Source organism: Niallia sp. XMNu-256 (genome assembly GCF_036670015.1).
Lineage (GTDB): Bacteria > Bacillota > Bacilli > Bacillales > Cytobacillaceae > Bacillus_BD.
On sequence record NZ_CP137636.1, the window covers coordinates 1,447,965 to 1,464,867 of the forward strand.

The 16,903-nt window shown below is 38.2% G+C and carries 12 protein-coding genes and 3 pseudogenes; 9 read left to right on the forward strand and 6 right to left on the reverse strand.

Annotation, left to right across the window (positions count from 1 at the left end; all coding sequences use genetic code 11):
• Nucleotides 1–13: 13 nt before the first annotated feature.
• The 3 genes from R4Z10_RS07440 to R4Z10_RS07450 all read left to right on the forward strand — a co-directional run bounded on the left by R4Z10_RS07440 (nucleotide 14) and on the right by R4Z10_RS07450 (nucleotide 4,488).
• Nucleotides 14–1,426: a PLP-dependent aminotransferase family protein gene (locus R4Z10_RS07440; protein WP_338472567.1), complete on the forward strand. Its 1,413-nt coding sequence runs from the start codon at nucleotides 14–16 to the stop codon at nucleotides 1,424–1,426.
• Nucleotides 1,427–1,766: 340 nt separating this feature from the next.
• Nucleotides 1,767–3,071, forward strand: coding sequence for a 4-aminobutyrate--2-oxoglutarate transaminase (gene gabT, locus R4Z10_RS07445; RefSeq protein WP_338472568.1), 1,305 nt, complete (start codon nucleotides 1,767–1,769; stop codon nucleotides 3,069–3,071).
• Between the two features lie 25 nt (nucleotides 3,072–3,096).
• On the forward strand, nucleotides 3,097–4,488 hold the full coding sequence (locus R4Z10_RS07450; protein WP_338472569.1) for an NAD-dependent succinate-semialdehyde dehydrogenase: 1,392 nt from the start codon (nucleotides 3,097–3,099) through the stop codon (nucleotides 4,486–4,488).
• Nucleotides 4,489–4,781: 293 nt separating this feature from the next.
• On the opposite strand, the pseudogene R4Z10_RS07455 reads toward R4Z10_RS07450, so the two are convergent.
• Nucleotides 4,782–4,922, reverse strand: a pseudogene (locus R4Z10_RS07455) (IS3 family transposase); the annotation flags it as partial.
• Between the two features lie 336 nt (nucleotides 4,923–5,258).
• Between R4Z10_RS07455 and R4Z10_RS07460 the strand changes: the two are divergent.
• The 3 genes from R4Z10_RS07460 (at nucleotide 5,259) to R4Z10_RS07470 (ending at nucleotide 8,541) form a co-directional block, all read left to right on the forward strand.
• Nucleotides 5,259–6,641 carry an LLM class flavin-dependent oxidoreductase gene (locus R4Z10_RS07460; protein WP_338472570.1) on the forward strand — a complete coding sequence of 461 codons (1,383 nt, stop codon included), beginning with the start codon at nucleotides 5,259–5,261 and terminating at the stop codon, nucleotides 6,639–6,641.
• Nucleotides 6,642–6,832: 191 nt separating this feature from the next.
• The gene (locus R4Z10_RS07465; protein WP_338472571.1) at nucleotides 6,833–7,042 is read left to right on the forward strand and encodes a hypothetical protein; all 210 of its coding nucleotides are present in this window, start codon (nucleotides 6,833–6,835) and stop codon (nucleotides 7,040–7,042) included.
• Entirely contained in the window at nucleotides 7,039–8,541 is a 1,503-nt protein-coding gene (locus R4Z10_RS07470) for a sodium:solute symporter family protein (RefSeq protein ID WP_338472572.1), read from the forward strand. Before R4Z10_RS07465 ends, R4Z10_RS07470 begins: the two co-directional genes overlap by 4 nt.
• Nucleotides 8,542–8,730: 189 nt before the next feature.
• Here R4Z10_RS07470 and R4Z10_RS07475 read toward each other — a convergent pair whose 3' ends face one another.
• Nucleotides 8,731–9,390 (reverse strand): hypothetical protein, encoded by a 660-nt coding sequence (locus R4Z10_RS07475; RefSeq protein WP_338472573.1) that lies wholly within the window; start codon nucleotides 9,388–9,390, stop codon nucleotides 8,731–8,733.
• A gap of 359 nt (nucleotides 9,391–9,749) precedes the next feature.
• The gene (locus R4Z10_RS07480; protein WP_338472574.1) at nucleotides 9,750–10,901 is read right to left on the reverse strand and encodes an ArgE/DapE family deacylase; all 1,152 of its coding nucleotides are present in this window, start codon (nucleotides 10,899–10,901) and stop codon (nucleotides 9,750–9,752) included.
• Between the two features lie 163 nt (nucleotides 10,902–11,064).
• On the opposite strand from R4Z10_RS07480, the pseudogene R4Z10_RS07485 reads away from it, so the two are divergent.
• Nucleotides 11,065–11,357: pseudogene (locus R4Z10_RS07485) on the forward strand (cupin domain-containing protein); the annotation flags it as partial.
• Between the two features lie 262 nt (nucleotides 11,358–11,619).
• On the opposite strand, the gene R4Z10_RS07490 reads toward R4Z10_RS07485, so the two are convergent.
• Nucleotides 11,620–11,919, reverse strand: coding sequence for a DUF3243 domain-containing protein (locus R4Z10_RS07490; RefSeq protein ID WP_338472575.1), 300 nt, complete (start codon nucleotides 11,917–11,919; stop codon nucleotides 11,620–11,622).
• A gap of 920 nt (nucleotides 11,920–12,839) precedes the next feature.
• Here R4Z10_RS07490 and R4Z10_RS07495 point away from each other — a divergent pair.
• Entirely contained in the window at nucleotides 12,840–14,093 is a 1,254-nt protein-coding gene (locus tag R4Z10_RS07495) for an amidohydrolase family protein (RefSeq protein ID WP_338472576.1), read from the forward strand.
• Between the two features lie 236 nt (nucleotides 14,094–14,329).
• Here the strand turns inward: R4Z10_RS07495 and R4Z10_RS07500 are convergent.
• Together R4Z10_RS07500 and R4Z10_RS07505 are read right to left on the reverse strand one after the other, a co-directional pair.
• A pseudogene (locus tag R4Z10_RS07500) lies at nucleotides 14,330–14,551 on the reverse strand (IS110 family transposase); the annotation flags it as partial.
• Nucleotides 14,552–15,070: 519 nt separating this feature from the next.
• Nucleotides 15,071–15,406 carry a hypothetical protein gene (locus R4Z10_RS07505; protein WP_338472577.1) on the reverse strand — a complete coding sequence of 112 codons (336 nt, stop codon included), beginning with the start codon at nucleotides 15,404–15,406 and terminating at the stop codon, nucleotides 15,071–15,073.
• Between the two features lie 514 nt (nucleotides 15,407–15,920).
• On the opposite strand from R4Z10_RS07505, the gene R4Z10_RS07510 reads away from it, so the two are divergent.
• A complete protein-coding gene (locus R4Z10_RS07510; protein ID WP_338472578.1) occupies nucleotides 15,921–16,814 on the forward strand; it encodes an SDR family oxidoreductase in 894 nt (297 codons plus the stop codon).
• The last annotated feature ends 89 nt before the right edge of the window (nucleotides 16,815–16,903 follow it).

Here is a 16,903-nt window from a genome sequence, read left to right on the forward strand (position 1 = left end):
GGAGGGGTTCTTGATGTATATCCTCATTGATAAAAAGATGCCTGGTCCCATCTATAAACATATTTACGAACAGATAAAAAGCTTGATTCTATCCCGACATTTAAAGGCGCACACGAAGTTACCTTCCAAACGGGATTTAGCCAAAACATTAGATGTGAGCCTTAATACCGTCATCAATGCGTTCGAGCAGTTACTTGCGGAGGGTTATCTTTACAGCATAGAACGGCAGGGATATTTTGTGGAGGGAATCCCTGAATATGAATTTACCCATATTAAAGCGACCAAGACCATTCCAGAAAATCTTAGAGAGAAACTTGAGGATCGGACAGGGTGGATTTCTCTCTCTCACATGAGTGCGAATACTGAAAACTTCCCGTTTAAATTATGGCAAAAGTGCCAAGGAGAAGTGATTGAAAAATACGGAGATGAGCTGAGCAACATGCCTCATCCGCAAGGCCCTTATCTCCTTAGGGAAACGATTGCCGATTTGATTCGATCAACGAGAGGGGTTGTCTGTGCTCCCGAGCAAATCATTATTCATTCATCCAGCCATATTTTATTAGAGCAGTTTTTAGTCCTTCAGAATTCAGAATCTAGTCGATTTGCGATGGAAAATCCTGGTTATGCACGCTATTACAACCTGTTTCAGCAATATCGTTTTGATGTTCAACTCCTTCCTGTCGACGGGCATGGGGTAAAGATTGATAAAATAGATGAAAAGTGTAATTTTTTACTGATCACTCCTTCACACCAGTTCCCAACCGGTGTAATCATGCCGATTTCAAGAAGAATCGAGTGCTTGAATTGGGCGTTGGCAAGAGAGGACCGCTACATTATTGAGGACGACTATGACAGCGAATTTAAATACAAAACGGATATTATTCCCTCCCTGCATAGTTTTAATTTCAACGAGAAAGTCATATACATGGGTACTTTTTCAAAGACGATGTTTCCCGGGTTACGAATTAGTTATATGGTACTTCCAGTTAAGTTGTTGGAAAAGTACAGATCTCATTTTCACGGACTGATCCAATCTAGCAATGCCTTGGCCACCTATACGTTACACAAATTTATTCAAGACGGACACTATTTGAGGCATGTCAAGAAAATGAACAACCACTATGAAATGATCCGTGAAAAATTGATTGACCAATTAACATCCCACTTCAACGATCAAGTACATGTTTCCTCGGTTCCTGCTGGCCTACATTTTTTAGCCTACTTTAAGACTAAATTATCGTATGAAGCAATAGAAGAGAAAGCTAAACAGTTAAAACTTGAAGTCTATACTTTACGCAGATTTACTCTATCTCCTATAAATGAAACACAAAATGATGTGAAAGGAATCTTAATTGGTTTTGCAAATATCAGGGAGCAGGAATTGGTAGAAGCGATTCTAAGACTTAAGCAGTGCTTATCACTTTAGCGTAAGAGTCTCTGGAAAAACAGCTCTTTTTGAACAAGATAATTCCACTTCTTCTAAGGGGGATGAAGGTGAAATCAAATCAGGCGTGTCTTCGGATACGTGAATGATTTGATTTTTTTTATTTTAAGCGGAATCATTTATTAATTAAAGGAAGATTTTTTCTTCCCTCCCATATCCCTTCCTTTTTTCCTCCACAAAATTTGTAGATAAATAAGATGATCTTTAACATCTGGTACCATCAATTCTAATCATTTGGTTCTTTTTGTTATACCAAAAAGATGGCAAAATGTTATTAAATTCAAACAATTAAAATGTAAGGAACAGAACGAGGGGGAGAAAGATGAAGGCGACGACTTTTTTAACCACAAAAGAATTACAAGAAAAAAGACAAAAATATGTTGCTAGAGGGGTAAGCAATGGAAATCTAAATTTTGCTCAAAAGGCTTCAGGAGCAACAGTGATTGATATGGATGGAAATGAATGGATTGATTTCGCCGGTGCGATTGGTACGTTGAATGTGGGCCATAGCCACCCTAAAGTAACAGCCGCAGTGAAAGACCAAGTGGATAGGTTTTTGCATCCTGGGTTTAATGTCATTATGTATGATAGCTACATCCATCTTGCTGAAAAGTTATGCCAGATCACACCTGGTGATTATGAAAAGCAGGCCATATTCTTTAACTCAGGTGCCGAAGCGGTTGAAAATGCGATTAAGATGTCTCGCCGTTATACTGGACGTCAAGCGGTTGTTTCATTTATTCGTGGCTATCATGGAAGAACAAATTTGACAATGGGAATGACAAGTAAGGTTAAACCATACAAGTTTGGATTTGGTCCATTCGCTCCTGAAATTTATCAAGCCCCACTCCCTTACATGTATCATAAGCCTGAGGGCATGGCAGATGAAGCGTATATTGACATGAAAATTGAAGAGTTTAAAGACTTTTTCATTGCGACAGTAGCTCCTGAAACCGTTGCTTGCGTCGTGATGGAGCCGATTCAAGGGGAAGGTGGATTTATCATCCCACCGAAAAAATTCGTTCAAGCGGTAAGCGATTTTTGTATAGAGCATGGCATTGTCTTTGTTGCAGATGAAATCCAAACAGGGTTTGGTCGTACAGGAAGACTATTTGCCATCGACCATTTTAACGTAACCCCTGATTTAATCACTGTTTCGAAATCATTAGCAGCAGGACTGCCATTGAGCGGAGTTGTAGGTAGAAAAGAAATCCTTGATGTTGCTGACCCCGGTGAACTAGGTGGAACTTATGCGGGAAGCCCGGTTGCTTGTGCTGCTGCTTTGGCTGTCATTGACATCGTGGAAGAAGAGAATTTGGTTGAGAAATCTGAAACTCTTGGACAAAAAATGGAAGTTAAACTTAAAGAATTAGCAGAAAAACATGATTACATCGGTGATATTCGTCGATTAGGAGCCATGGTTGCAGTGGAACTTGTTGAGGGTCGCCTAAGCAAAAAGCCGAATAAAACCAAAACAGCTGAAATTGTTAAATATGCAAATCATAACGGTTTATTGCTCCTGTCTGCCGGACTGAAAGGCAATGTGATTCGATTTTTAGCCCCACTAGTGATTACAGATGAAGAACTTTCAAAAGGATTGGCTATATTAGAAAAAGCCTTTCAATAAGGGATAAAGAGGGGGGGATCACAAAATGAGCAAAGAAATTATTGTAAAAAATCCGGCTACGGGTGAGATTGTTAAAGAGGTAAAAATCAATTCAGAAGAAGAAATCAATGAAGCGATAAAGCAAGGGCATGATAGTTTTAAAAAATGGTCAAAAGTGAATGCACATGAACGCTCCCGGTTATTATCAAACTGGTCGCGCATCATTCAAGAGCATAAAGAAGAAATCGCGGAAATGATGACTTTAGAAAACGGTAAGCCTTTGTCAGAATCACGTGGAGAAGTGGATTATGCAACAAGCTACATCGATTGGTATGCAGAGGAAGCGAAAAGAATTTATGGTCGCACGGTTCCAGCCTCGACCGAAACAAAGCGAATCATAGTCAGTAAACAACCGATTGGGTTAGTAGCAGCGATCACGCCGTGGAATTTTCCGGCAGCGATGATGACGAGAAAAGCTGCCCCTGCTTTAGCCGCCGGCTGTCCATTTATCGTAAAACCAGCTGTAGAGACCCCATTAACTACGATGAGATTAGTAGAGCTTGCCCATGAAGCAGGAATTCCGACGGATGTGATTCAGTATGTAAATGGATCTGGGTCTGTTGTTGGGCGAATTTTTACAAGCAGTGAATATATTAGAAAAATTACGTTTACAGGCTCAACACCGGTCGGAAAGCAATTAATAAAGGAAAGTGCGGAAACGGTAAAGCATGTAACAATGGAATTGGGAGGCCATGCTCCTCTTATCGTAGCGGAGGATGCTGATCTCGACTTTGCTATTAAACAAACGATGGCAACGAAGTTTAGAAACGCCGGCCAGACATGTGTATGTGCAAACCGCATCATTGTTCATGAAAATATTGCTGATGCGTTTTCTAAAAAATTAGCGGAGGAAGCAAGTAAATTAAAAGTAGGAAATGGATTTGATCAAGATACACAAGTAGGGCCCATTATTAATGAAAAAGGTTTTTCAAAAATTGTTGCTCAAATTGAAGATGCGATTGAGAAAGGAGCAGAAGTGCTGGCAGGAAACCAATACAAGGCCGATAAGGAAGCAGGTTATTTCTTTATCCATCCTACCGTATTGATAAATGTTAACCTTGACATGGTGATCATGCAGGAAGAAACGTTTGGTCCTGTTGCTCCAATCATTACTTTTAAGACGTTGGAGGAAGCGGTAGAAATTGCAAATAATACTCCATTTGGTCTTGCCGCTTATTTCTTCACAAACAACTATAAAACCGGAACGTACTTGCATGATCATTTAGATTACGGAATTATTGGCTGGAATGATGGGGCTCCTTCAGGTGCTCATATCCCATTTGGAGGAATGAAAGAAAGTGGATTAGGTCGTGAAGGCGGCGTTGAAGGGATTGAGCCATACCTAGAAACAAAGTACTTATCTGTTGGTAATTTATAATTAGAAACGCCTGACTCTAATAATGATCAAGGGGTGCATGAAGTGGTTAAAATAGCTGATAGTAAAGTAGCCGTTCAAGCAGAAGAAAAGCCGTTAGACTTATTGACTTCCACACAAATTATTATTAAAGAAGCGTTAACAAAACTAGAATACTAAACTACGATCTTTTCCAGCATGTAAATCATTCTTAATTTCTGACAGCCCTTGTAAAGAGAAAGTGAGAAGATAAAACACTCACACAACTGTTGATATTTCAATATGAAATTGCCCCAAAAGGTTAGATACAATTTTTTAGCTGCCTGTAAGGCATGAATCCGGTATTGAACAGGACTCATGCCTTTTAGTTTTACCTTCATTCGTTTGTGATTGTTAACTTTACTATATTTTTCCAATTGTATTATAAAGTTTTCCTTCCTCTTAAACTCTTTCAAATAATACTTCATAAAAGTTTACCTTATTTTTCGTAGTAATTTTATGTCGAGGGGAAATCTAGGTATAGTTTAAAGCTATATATAGCGATAGAGTTTAAGTGTTACGCTATAATATTTTTCTTGTGTATACTTAAATCACATTTAACTATCAATAAATTTAAAAACATTAGAATAGGGAAAACTATTTAACTTTTCCAATGGGAGGAATCATCAATGATAGCTTTGAAACCAGAAACTTTATTATTACATGGGGGACAACAGCCTGGTCCAGTGTATCTATACAAATAAAGTAGAGAAATAAGAAATATCAGGAAAAGGAACTAAGGAGGAGCTAACAACATGAAAAAAAAGAGAATCTATTTAAATGCATTTGATATGAATTGTGCGGTCCTTTATTCACCGGGATTATGGACGCATCCTACTGATAAGTCCTCAACTTATAAAGATGCCGAATATTGGACACATTTGGCTAAAGTATTAGAAAAGGGTCGATTTGATGCTATTTTTCTAGCAGATGTTTTAGGGATATATGATGTTTATCAAGGATCACGTAATGCGGCAGTTCAACAAGGAGCCCAAGTTCCAGTTAATGACCCTGCCTTTGTAGTTCCTATTATGGCTCAGGTGACAAAACATTTAGGTTTTGGTTTAACAGCTTCTACAAGTTATGAACATCCATACATTTTTGCAAGACGTATGTCGACACTAGACCATTTAACGAAAGGTCGAATCGGTTGGAATGTGGTTACCTCTTATTTAAACAGTGCTGCTGTAAATATCGGTTTAGATCAGCAAATTAGTCATTCGGAACGTTATGAAATGGCAGATGAATATATGGAAGTAGTTTATAAATTATGGGAGGGGAGTTGGGAGGAAGACGCGGTTCTCGTAGATAAGGAAAGAAAAATATATGCCGATCCCGAAAAAGTACATGGCATTAGACATGAAGGAAAATACTTTAATGTTCCTGGAGCGCATTTAAGTGAGCCTTCGCCACAAAGAACACCGGTTATTTTTCAGGCTGGAGCTTCAAGCCGTGGGAGGAAGTTTGCTGCGAAACATGCTGAGCTTGTATTTATTAGTGCTCCTACAGCAGAAATTACGAAAAAAACCGTAGATTCTATAAGAGAAGAAGCAAAACGTGCGGGACGTAATCCAAATGAAATTAAAATCCTTTCATCACTTACACCGATATTAGGTCGTACACAGAAAGAAGCGGAAGAAAAATATGAGGACTACCAAAAACATATAAGTTACGAAGGTGCCATGGCACTGTTAGGTGGCTGGACTGGTATTGATTTTTCAGCATATGACCCAGATGACAAAATTGAATATGTAGATAGTGATGCAATGAGGTCTGTCGTTGAAAACTTTACAAAAGTTGATCCGAATAAACAATGGACAGTAAGAGAATTAGCAAATTTTGTAGGGATTGGTTCTGTCGGTCATGTTGAAGTAGGTACGCCAGAAAAAGTCGCAGATACAATGGAAAAGTGGATCGATGAAGTGGGGATTGATGGGTTTAATATTTCTTATGCAGTCACACCAGGAACCTTTGAAGAATTTGTGGATGGCGTCGTTCCTATTCTGCAAGAGCGTGGCCTCGTTAGAAAAGAGTACGAAGAAGGTACTTTCCGTAACAATCTGTTTGGATATGACCGTTTACCAGACGATCATACTGGAGCTCAATATCGTAAGATTCACTCGAAATTAGAAGTATAAGAATGTAATAGAGAATAGAATAGGCGGTTTATTAAGGGTATAGATGAAAAGAGGGGGGGATTAACCCCCTCTTAAATAAATCTATTATCGTAAGTATATGATTATCTCGGAGGATTATTTACATGCACAATATGATAAGGAAGAGAAAGAATATTATATTTTTAATTTACTACTCTTTAATAACGATTTGCATGACGTTCCCAGGAGTATTTGATTGGGCTAATAAAATTGAGCCGTGGATACTCGGATTACCGTTTGCAATTTTTTATCTTTTTTTATGTATTGCTCTTTTAGGTACTGGGTTATGCATACAATTTTTTATTGAGAGTAAATTAGGTGAACTAGATATTGAAGTGACGCCGATAGATAGTAGAAACATGACTGGTGGTGAAAAACGTTGAACATTATTCCGTTATTAATGATTTTTCTTTTCTTTGCAGTGATGCTATTCATCATACGGAAAAATTTAGGTGTTCGTTCTTTTGAAGATTATGCAACAGCAAACAGGTCTTTTGGTTTTTTTGCTTTAACCTTTTCCGTTTTAGCAACATGGATTGTTGGAGCAATGTATACGGCTTGGGCGGGCATGGCTATCACTTATGGATATACCGCTTTATATTGTGCAGCTTACGCAATCATAACCATGATTGTCATGTATTATTTAGCTCCAAAAACATATATATGGGGTGCCAAGTATGGAATTAAAACTCAATCTGAATTATTAGGATTTAGGTATCAAAGTAAGACTGTACGAATGCTAACTGGGATTTGGGGTATAGTATTTACGATTCCTTGGTTAATCGTTGAAATTGTAACTCAGGGATATGTTTTTGCATATGCTACCGGTGGTCTGATTAGTCAGTTTTGGGGTATGGTCATAGGAATAATTGTGGTTGCTGTATTTGTTTCGCTAGGAGGTATGAGGTCTGTAATAACAGCGAATGTTTTTCAGGGTTTAATACTAATATTTGGCGGCACTGCCCTGATGATTTACTTTGTATATAAATATTTTGGTGGCTTTGCGTCAGGATTTGAAATGGTCGTTAATGAGTATCCTGAGATGCTTACATATCCCGGTCCCGGTTGGAACCCACCAACTCCATATTGGACATCTATTGTGATTTTAAGTGGCATAGGTGGATTTTTGTGGCCATGGGCATACAATAAGTTGTTTGCAAGTGATAGCATACGGACAATAAAGATTTCTGCTTTGCTCGCACCCATTATATACGTAATTTTCTTTTCTATTTTTGTCTTTACTGCTATATTTATTCATTCATACGATGAAACTCTTGCTGATGTGCAAGGTGCTTTTTTATGGATAGCCAGTGAATCCGGTCCGATAGCACTCGGAATTCTAGGTGTAGTTATTATGGCAAGTAGTGTTGGAACCGTTAGTGGGATCCTACAGGCAATTAGTACAACTGTTTCAAGAGATATAGCACAAGTGATAAAAAGGAATATTTCAGATAAAAAAGCGGTAAATATAGCAAGGATATCCGTGGTTTTTATTTCGCTTATTTCTTTACTTTTCGGTACCGCTGATTTAGGATTAATGGTTTTTCTTGCGTTATTTACTTATGATGGAATAACCTTGCTATTTCCTGTTGTTATTTTAGGCTTGTTTTGGAAACGGGCCAATAAAGAAGGAGCCATAATAGGCTTGATTGCAGGTACGGCATTATCTATGTTCCTTCGCTTCTTTAATCCTAACTTCATTGATAGTTGGGGTTGGCAGCCGGGTGTTTATGGCTTAATTCTAAGCTTTATCATAATGATCGTTGCCGGATATATGAAAAAACCAAGTGTATTTGCGGAAAAACTATGGGAAGATACAGAGGACACTTACACACAAAATGTAAGCGAGCCTTCATCCAATCCAAAATCCGCTATTTTATAGAATAACAAACCTATTTCAAAATTAGAGGTTATAATAAAAAAATTATGTTAGTTTCAATCAATTTTTTATAGAAATGTCATGGGACAGGATGCCTGTCCTCTTGACCCTGCATTGTTTATTGGGAAATAGAATGATGATGTAGCCTGGATAACGTAAAAAGAGTTTAAAGTCGGAACCAACTCCATGGCTTTACTTTTCATGTATTACTCGATCCTGATAAGCCTTTGTCGCAAGGAGGGCTGTCATTAGGCCGAGTTCTCCTAGATTATGTATGGCATTTGTTTTTATGAAAAAATGGGTAAGGGGGGTGATTCCCATGAACAAGATTCCTAAGAAGTACCATGGCCACTTTTGCTTCCACCACAATATCAAGGACGTGATGAGTAACGAGGCGGAAACACCCATGATCATGAGGGGAGAGCCGTCCGCTGTTTTTTCATAGCTTAAGACACCGTAGTCCCACGTTGGTTTTAAGGAAATGTCCCATACTACTGTAACAAGTTCAATGATCATCAAGCTAAGCATATAAATGACGACAAGCCATTGGATGATTTTTTTCTTTGCCCATTGTAGATTGGCATTCACTAACGTTTTCCAAGCAAATAAGATTAGTAATGGAGTGATAAGTGCATGCAACCAGTAACGTGCCTCGTTTAACCCTTTGAGGACACCTCCTTCTCCTATATATTTTCCGAATGCAAGAATGCCGTTATCATAAAATAAAGCGAGAATGACAAGCAGCAAAACATTTCCAATATCCATCCACCGAAACTTCTTCGCCATAAGGATTCCCATGATGAAAAGAATAAGATAAGCGCTAGCAAGGATCATATAGAGAACGGTATCCATCAAACATTGCTCCTTTGTGAAACGGCGGGACGGTTCTCGCGTTTCATTTCATCTAAACATTAAAACCTAAATTTCCCTGTCCGTAACCAGATGCAAAGTCTTTACCCGACACATTACAGCAGGTAGGGGCACTAAAGGGGAAACACGGAGCATATTAAAAATATCTCCGTGTTTCATTTGAGTGTGTACCCCTTCAATTGTAGATTTAACATAAATAGATAATTTATTAACCATTGAGTCTACCTATTTGTTTTAGCTAAGGTTCAAGGTTTGTTAAAAGTCGGAGTAGTTATTTCGTACTGCCAGTGTTTTATTTGTCGATTTCAACAAGAGTGAAACACCAGAACCGTCCCCATGTATCATTTTGTTAAACCTAAGATTAGTTCTTTATAGATGTCGAAGAATGCGAAGTAGTATTTTTTGTAGACGTATTCGTCTGTTTTGTGGGCCATTTTTGTTTCGCCTGGGCCGAACATCATGAATGGGAAGTTTTCATCTTTTCCTCGTAATAAGTTGGATGCGTCCGTTACCCCTGGCGAACCTTTAACAGAAATCTCTAAACCTAGATGTTTTTTGCCGAGTTCTTTCGTAAGGTCAACCATATCAGACTGTCCTGTAGTGAAAACACTTGGTAATGACATGGTCACTTCAACATTGATTTTAGAGCCTTCTTCTTTATTGTATTTGTCAGCGGTTGTGTTGAATAATTCAATCACTTCATCGTTATCAAATTCTGAAATCGTCCGCACGTTGATTTGGGCTTCTGCCTTTTCTGGAACGGAGTTGACTTGGTTTCCTGCATTAAAAATCGTCGTACTCATCACCAATTTACCGAGAACTTCATTTTTACGCTCATCGCCATTCAATTTTTCGTCCATTTCTAATAAATATTTCATCAATGGATTAATGGCGTTATACCCTTGGTCAGGCATTGAACTGTGCGCTGCTTCACCAATGGACGTTACACGCAGGTTAAGTGATCCTTTGTGCGAGTAAATGATTGTGTCATGAGAAGGTTCGGCTACCCATAGATAATCAACATCCTCCATATAGCCTTCCTCGTATAATTTTTTAGAACCTGCGCCGCCGACTTCTTCTCCAGTCGTTGCCATAAAACGGACCGTACCCTTTGTTAGTTCATTATTTTCTTTGAGTTCGATCATCACTAAAGCAAGGTTGATTAAGCCTGCTTTCATGTCATTGGTGCCACGTCCGTATAATTTTCCGTCTCTTTCTGTCATAGTGAACGGATCTGAAGTCCACTCACTTTCATTACCAGGAGACACGACATCCATATGTCCAGAAATGCCTATGACTGGACTTCCGCTTCCAATTTCAGCTACTAAGTTAACGCGAGTGTCTGTAACGGGAACAATTTTAGAATCAATGCCATATTGGGAAAATAAATCTTTCAAGTAATTGGCTACTTCGATTTCGTTTTCATTCACAGATTTCATCGCGATAATATCCGATAAAATCTTTATCTTTTCTTCTTCTGTAAACTGTTTCATGTTCTATTCCTCCAAATTATTTTCAGGCTATCCTCAATGAGAACTTAACAGTATATTACCCAAAAGTTCATTAACTTAGGCAATTGTTAACAAGTTGCTGTGGCTTTGTGTGTCTAATGGAGAGTAGAGGCATTTATCTTGATTATATGCTCCACCGCAACCTGTTCATGTAACAAAAGCGGACGCAATGGCTGCGGAAGAAGGGAATAACCAAGGCAGTGGAAAACAAGTATTTGGTAGAACTCCAGACGAGTGGAACAGTATACGGAATTTTCGTTAAATGAAGGATTGGAGGATGCTAGAAGAGGAATTAACGCCTTACACATTCTTCAAGAATTTATTCTAATGGGTGTACTAGTAGGGAAAGGATATTCTCCTGAAAGAGCCTATGAAACAGTAGAAGCATGGGAGCGCACAGAAGAATCTAAACTTCTTCAGCAAAGCAAAAATATGTAGAAAATGAAGCAAATGCATCTAGGTAAGGAAATTGCTTATTGAACGAGCGGGTAGCATTCCTTAAACAAGGGATTTTGTTTTTTAAATGAAGGAAAGTTGCGGGTTAACGCAATAAATCCAAATAGTACGCTAACTGCAATACAACAAGAGCCGTCCATTATAGGAAATGAAAGGCTCTTGTTGTTTCAAAGGAAGTGGGTATTGCTAGGGGGAACCCTATGATTTACTTGTATATCCTATTTTGTCCGTCTATCCTTGTTAACTAGGATTGCTTCACTAAACGGACAAGCATATGAGCCAGTTTATGCTGCTCTTCCTCAGTCCCGACTTTCCAAAGTTCCTGTAATAAACGCTCCTCTGAATTTTTAGGCGGCACCTTATCCGCAAGGTAATCGGCTACTTTTTGAGCCGACTTGGCTAGCTGCTCTTCGTCCATCCCTAGATTTTCTCCTAAATTCACTTTTCCACTAAGATATTCTTTGAACTCATCAAAGCTTGATAAGACTTCTTCGTTTTTATTAACTTGATTTTCAATCTTCTGCGCATCTAACTGTTTTTCCATAAATATCACTCCATTCCTATTTGATTCACATCAAAGGTTTAATGTGACTGACCTGTACATTCCCTGAATTTTCCAAAATAAAACTTAATAAATAAATATTTTTTAAGTGGAGGCGTTTTAAGCCAACCTCGAGATAGAGCGATTATATGATTTCTCGTCATACAAAAAGGCTCACTAAAAAAGTGCGCCTCATTAAACCTTTAATCTTGAGAGAAAAGAGGTTTTTTCATTTTCATTTATTTCTATAACACATAATTAAACATGCTGAGCGTTTAATCATGAATGCAAATGGGACGTTAAGGGAACTGGAACGTTTGCTTGGGCTGATGAAAATTCAGAACTGCCATTTTTTCATTGACTTAAGGGAAGAAAAGGCGGATTTACACAACGTAGGAACCGAACATTTTAATTTGGCTTCTTTCAACTAAAGCACCTTATAGTTGAAGAAAATGCTTATTCTGTTCCTCGTTTTCTCACAAAATTTAGAGGTTGAAGGATTTAATATTATCGTATAAGTTTACTATTTTGCTCAATTATTCCTTTGTTTGTTTCTATTATGTCTTTATTTGTAGCTATTATTTCTTTATTTAAAGCAATCGTATCTTTTATGACTAAATGCATTTTATTCTTGTTCGTTAGGTTTTCATATAAGTGAAATACTGATGACTTATTCTCATTATCTATTACAATTCCTCCTATAGTATAGACATTAACCCCCTCCTCTCAGTATAACCGAAAGAATGCGATATAGATATTAAAATTACGTAAATTATTGAAATATTCCAACATTAATACACTATTAAAAATATTTGAGATATTTCAGAATGGGGAGGAAAGGAAACTGTAGTCATTTCTATGATGGCGAACGTTTGCAATATATAAATGCATTTATTAAGATGATGGAAAGGAGTGAAGTATATATGAAAAAGTTTATTAATGCGAATATATACGGAGATCCAGAATCTCATGAATTATTAGTGGAAAACGGTCAATTTAAAGCAATAGGTAATGATTTATTCGACGCAGATGAAGTGATTGATTTGAAAGGCAATTTGGTGTTGCCGCCTTATGTTGACCCTCATTTACACTTAGATTACATCTTTTCAGGGCTAGGCGAAGGAAATGCAAATGTTTCAGGAACGTTATTTGAAGGGATCCAGCGTTGGAGTGATAATAAAAAATCATTGACTGAAGAAACAGTACGTGAACGTGCGATTAAAGGAATTCAAAAAGAAATGAGCCATGGGGTTCAATTTATTCGCACACATGTAGATATTACGGATCCTAATCTAACAGGGATGAAGGCTTTAATTAAGTTGCGTGAAGAATTGAAAGATATTGTTACATTACAACTTGTAGCATTCCCTCAAGAGGGATTCTTTAGATATAGAGGTGCCGAACAGTTAATGGAAGAGGCACTTAAAATGGGTGCTGACGTAGCTGGTGGAATTCCTCACTTTGAAATTTCATATGAACATGGGGTTGAGTCATTAAAACGGATTGTAGATATGGCAATAAATTTTAACGTCATGATTGATATTCATTGTGATGAGAACGATGATCCAAATAGTCGATTTTTAGAAGTGTTAAATGCGCTTGTAATGGAAAAAGACTATGGTCCATACACAACAGCAAGCCATACATGCAGTTTTGGTTCGGTAGAAAACAGTTATGCAAATAAAATGCTAGGTTTATTTAAAGAGTCACAAATTAACTTTATTTCTTGCCCAACTGAAAACGCCCACTTACAAGGACGGGGCGATACTTATCCGAAACGCCGGGGCTTAACACGGGTAAAAGAGTTGTTGAATAATGGAAATAATGTCGCTTTTGCCCAGGATTCGATTGCAGATTACTGGTATCCCTTAGGTAATGGAAATATGATGAACATTTTAGACAATGGGATTCATTTAGCACATTATACACATATTGATGAAATCAACAAGGCGTTCGACTTAATTACATACAACGGCGCAAACATTATGAGAGTTAACGATGAGTATGGCATCGAAGCCGGAAAGCCAGCCAACTTTATCGTTTTAGATGCAAAAGATGCATATGAAGCCATTCGTGAGCGTGCAGAAGTGCTTGCATCCATTCGTAATGGTGAATATCTGTTTAAACGTGAGCCACGGAGAAATGAAATTGAGATAGATTTCTTGAAACAATCATAAGTTTCATGAATCAACCCCAAATGGTTAATCCCCCTAAAGAGTAGGGGGGATTTTTATTTAGGATCGTTTCCATACATCCTTTTTAGATATGACAGATTATCCAAAAAGAAAGCCCATGCAGGACCCTTTGGCCCGTCTTTAGATATGGGATGAATTTTTCGGTTAGCTTTAGCTAACGTGATTGATCATTCGATTTCACGTGTATTTAATACCGCCTCAGATGTTTGGCTCCCCCAAAATTGAATAACTCGATAATGATAGTGATCAGTTGATTCCAATACAACCGTAGATTGGCTGCCATTAGCCGATTTTTCAACTTCTTGTAGGAATTCTAGTAAATTCCCTAACCCTTTAAGGTCACGCTTAGTGCAGCTTTTTTGATAAGGCTTACCTTTATCTAAAAAGGCTTGAATCTGACTTTCCCCTTTTGAAACATCCAGAGCAATGTCTGGATTCATAATCTATCTCCTCCTAGAATATTAAATTAGTCGGTATCCCCTAAGGCTTCTTGTAATGTCATAGGTTGTTTGTTAAACGGGATCACAAGGTCCCGACCAGCCTGGATCATGTTCATACAAGTAGGAGCTAAACAGTTTAGCTGATGGAATCAAGTCCCACGGATGCGACGTTCGACCCGATTACCGTAAACATATGACCATATGTAAAAAGGTCAGCCAGAAAAAATCTGGCTAACCTTATATCACGAACGGGTGCTTTAATTAGGGATATGGATCACATACATAAATTATTTCGCAAAATGTTCCCTTTTAAAGGTAATCAAATGTTAATTCATAAAAAGCCCTCTCAATCGAGCAGGGCTTCTTACAGCACTTTATAACATACACTCAAGATTTTTTATCGGAAATTTGAATGCTTATTTTATAAAAAAGTTTATTCGCCTTTATCTGTATTAATTAATTCTATTTATGTGTAAAAGTTACAAACAGACACTTATTTTAAGTGGACAGACACACATTTTATCTAATTGGGTCAGTAGCCGGTGCTACGAATCTCATTTTACATAATATATCACTATAAAAAAGAAAGGGGGTAATTACATTGCCTTGCTTGAACAATGTAAGAAGGGTAACGGTATGTGCTGTTTTTCGAATCGATGTTAATAACGGCGGAGTAACAACGGAAGTTAATTGCAATGCTTGTACGGGTCCTGAATTTAATTTCAACCCTAATACTGGCATCCTTACGATTCGCCAAACTCTCACTTTTGTTTTCGATATTGACATTCGGGACAACTTTAGAGTAACTTGTAGACTTACTGATATCACCACCCCATAGTCTGAATCTGAACGCATCTGAAAAAAACGAATTCTAGTAAAAACCAGGGGCTATCTTCCCCTGGTTTTTACCAATTCAGAGATCTAAGATTTAAGCATTAAGTTATAAATAAGAACCTTAATACTTCGTGCATTCTATTTTTCTGCCCAATTACGTTTGTTTAATTATGCATTTCAAAAAAGTTTGTAAACTATTCTACTTAAAAAAACGAGTGCGATTGCCAAAAGGGTAGTCGCTTTTTGTGCTGCTTGAGGGTTAGTGGAAGAGTAAAATGCTATATTGTTGGCTAAAAAACAATGTCAATTTTAATTTAGTCATTGTGTAAAAAACTACAAATTTTTTTTACTAAGAAGCTAATCCAAGATTAGTAGTGGGTTTGAAGAGGGTAATAGATCTGAAGCCGTTTAAAGAAAATAATTACAGGGTATGCAAAAAGTGTAACAGGGTGTAGTTGGTGCAATCACGCAAGGTGTTAATTTTTTTTGTGATCCTTAACATCTAAGAATCTATGAAGATAGGAGATGAATTTTGATGCCAAACCGACATTTAATTGACCCACGTAAGAAATTTTACACGGACAACTTCCCGGATCAAGAACAGGATACTCCAGCGTTACAGAATGAAATGAGTCCAAAACCTGACTGTGGAGAAGAATCATATAAAGGCTATAATCGTCTGGAGGGACGCAATGCCTTAATTACCGGTGGCGATTCCGGGATTGGACGTGCCGCCGCCATTGCTTATGCCCGAGAAGGCGCGAATGTAGCCATCCAATTTTTCCCTGGTGAAGAGGAAGATGCCAACGAAGTTAAAGCATTGATTGAAAAAGAAGGCAGAAAAGCATTGTTGCTGCCGTATGATTTGCGAGAAGACGGTGCAGCAGCGGAAATTGTTACTCAAACAGTGTTAGCTTTTGGAGGACTGGATACGTTAGTATTGAATGCCGCGCAACAAATTGCACAGCCATCCTTGAGTGACTTAAGCATGTTGCAAGTGCATGACACCTTCAAAGTAAACATCATCAGCATGTTTGAGACCGTAAAAGCGGCCGAAGAACATCTGGAACCAGGAAGCGCGATTATCACTACTACATCGGTTCAGTCTTTCGATCCGAGCACATCTTTAATCGATTATGCCGCTACAAACGGTGCGATCAGCAACTTCACGGTTACCCTGTCCTCGTACTTTGCTTCAAAGGGGGTACGTGTCAATGGGGTCGCACCAGGGCCAATTTGGACGCCGTTACAGTTGGATAACGGAAAACTGGATGGACAAATTCCTGAGTTTGGCCAAAGCTACCCATTAGGACGTGCAGGACAGCCAGTAGAGCTTGCGCCCGTGTATGTTCTTCTAGCCTCTGATGAAGGAAGTTATATTACCGGTCAGATTTATGGAGTAACAGGCGGAAAGCCGATAGACTTGTAATCTTAAATGTGAGACAAACCAATAAAAATACCCTTAAATCCAGTCATGTCTACTGAATCCTACGTTATTAGTGAAACGCCGGGACGGTT

Coding starts and splice junctions, on each gene's coding strand:
- R4Z10_RS07475 (WP_338472573.1), bottom strand. CDS start 9,390: ATGGATACCGTTCTCTATATGATCCTTGCTAGCGCTTATCTTATTCTT.
- R4Z10_RS07450 (WP_338472569.1), top strand. CDS start 3,097: ATGAGCAAAGAAATTATTGTAAAAAATCCGGCTACGGGTGAGATTGTT.
- gabT (WP_338472568.1), top strand. CDS start 1,767: ATGAAGGCGACGACTTTTTTAACCACAAAAGAATTACAAGAAAAAAGA.
- R4Z10_RS07510 (WP_338472578.1), top strand. CDS start 15,921: ATGCCAAACCGACATTTAATTGACCCACGTAAGAAATTTTACACGGAC.
- R4Z10_RS07440 (WP_338472567.1), top strand. CDS start 14: ATGTATATCCTCATTGATAAAAAGATGCCTGGTCCCATCTATAAACAT.
- R4Z10_RS07495 (WP_338472576.1), top strand. CDS start 12,840: ATGAAAAAGTTTATTAATGCGAATATATACGGAGATCCAGAATCTCAT.
- R4Z10_RS07505 (WP_338472577.1), bottom strand. CDS start 15,406: ATGCGTTCAGATTCAGACTATGGGGTGGTGATATCAGTAAGTCTACAA.
- R4Z10_RS07465 (WP_338472571.1), top strand. CDS start 6,833: ATGACGTTCCCAGGAGTATTTGATTGGGCTAATAAAATTGAGCCGTGG.
- R4Z10_RS07490 (WP_338472575.1), bottom strand. CDS start 11,919: ATGGAAAAACAGTTAGATGCGCAGAAGATTGAAAATCAAGTTAATAAA.
- R4Z10_RS07460 (WP_338472570.1), top strand. CDS start 5,259: ATGAAAAAAAAGAGAATCTATTTAAATGCATTTGATATGAATTGTGCG.
- R4Z10_RS07480 (WP_338472574.1), bottom strand. CDS start 10,901: ATGAAACAGTTTACAGAAGAAGAAAAGATAAAGATTTTATCGGATATT.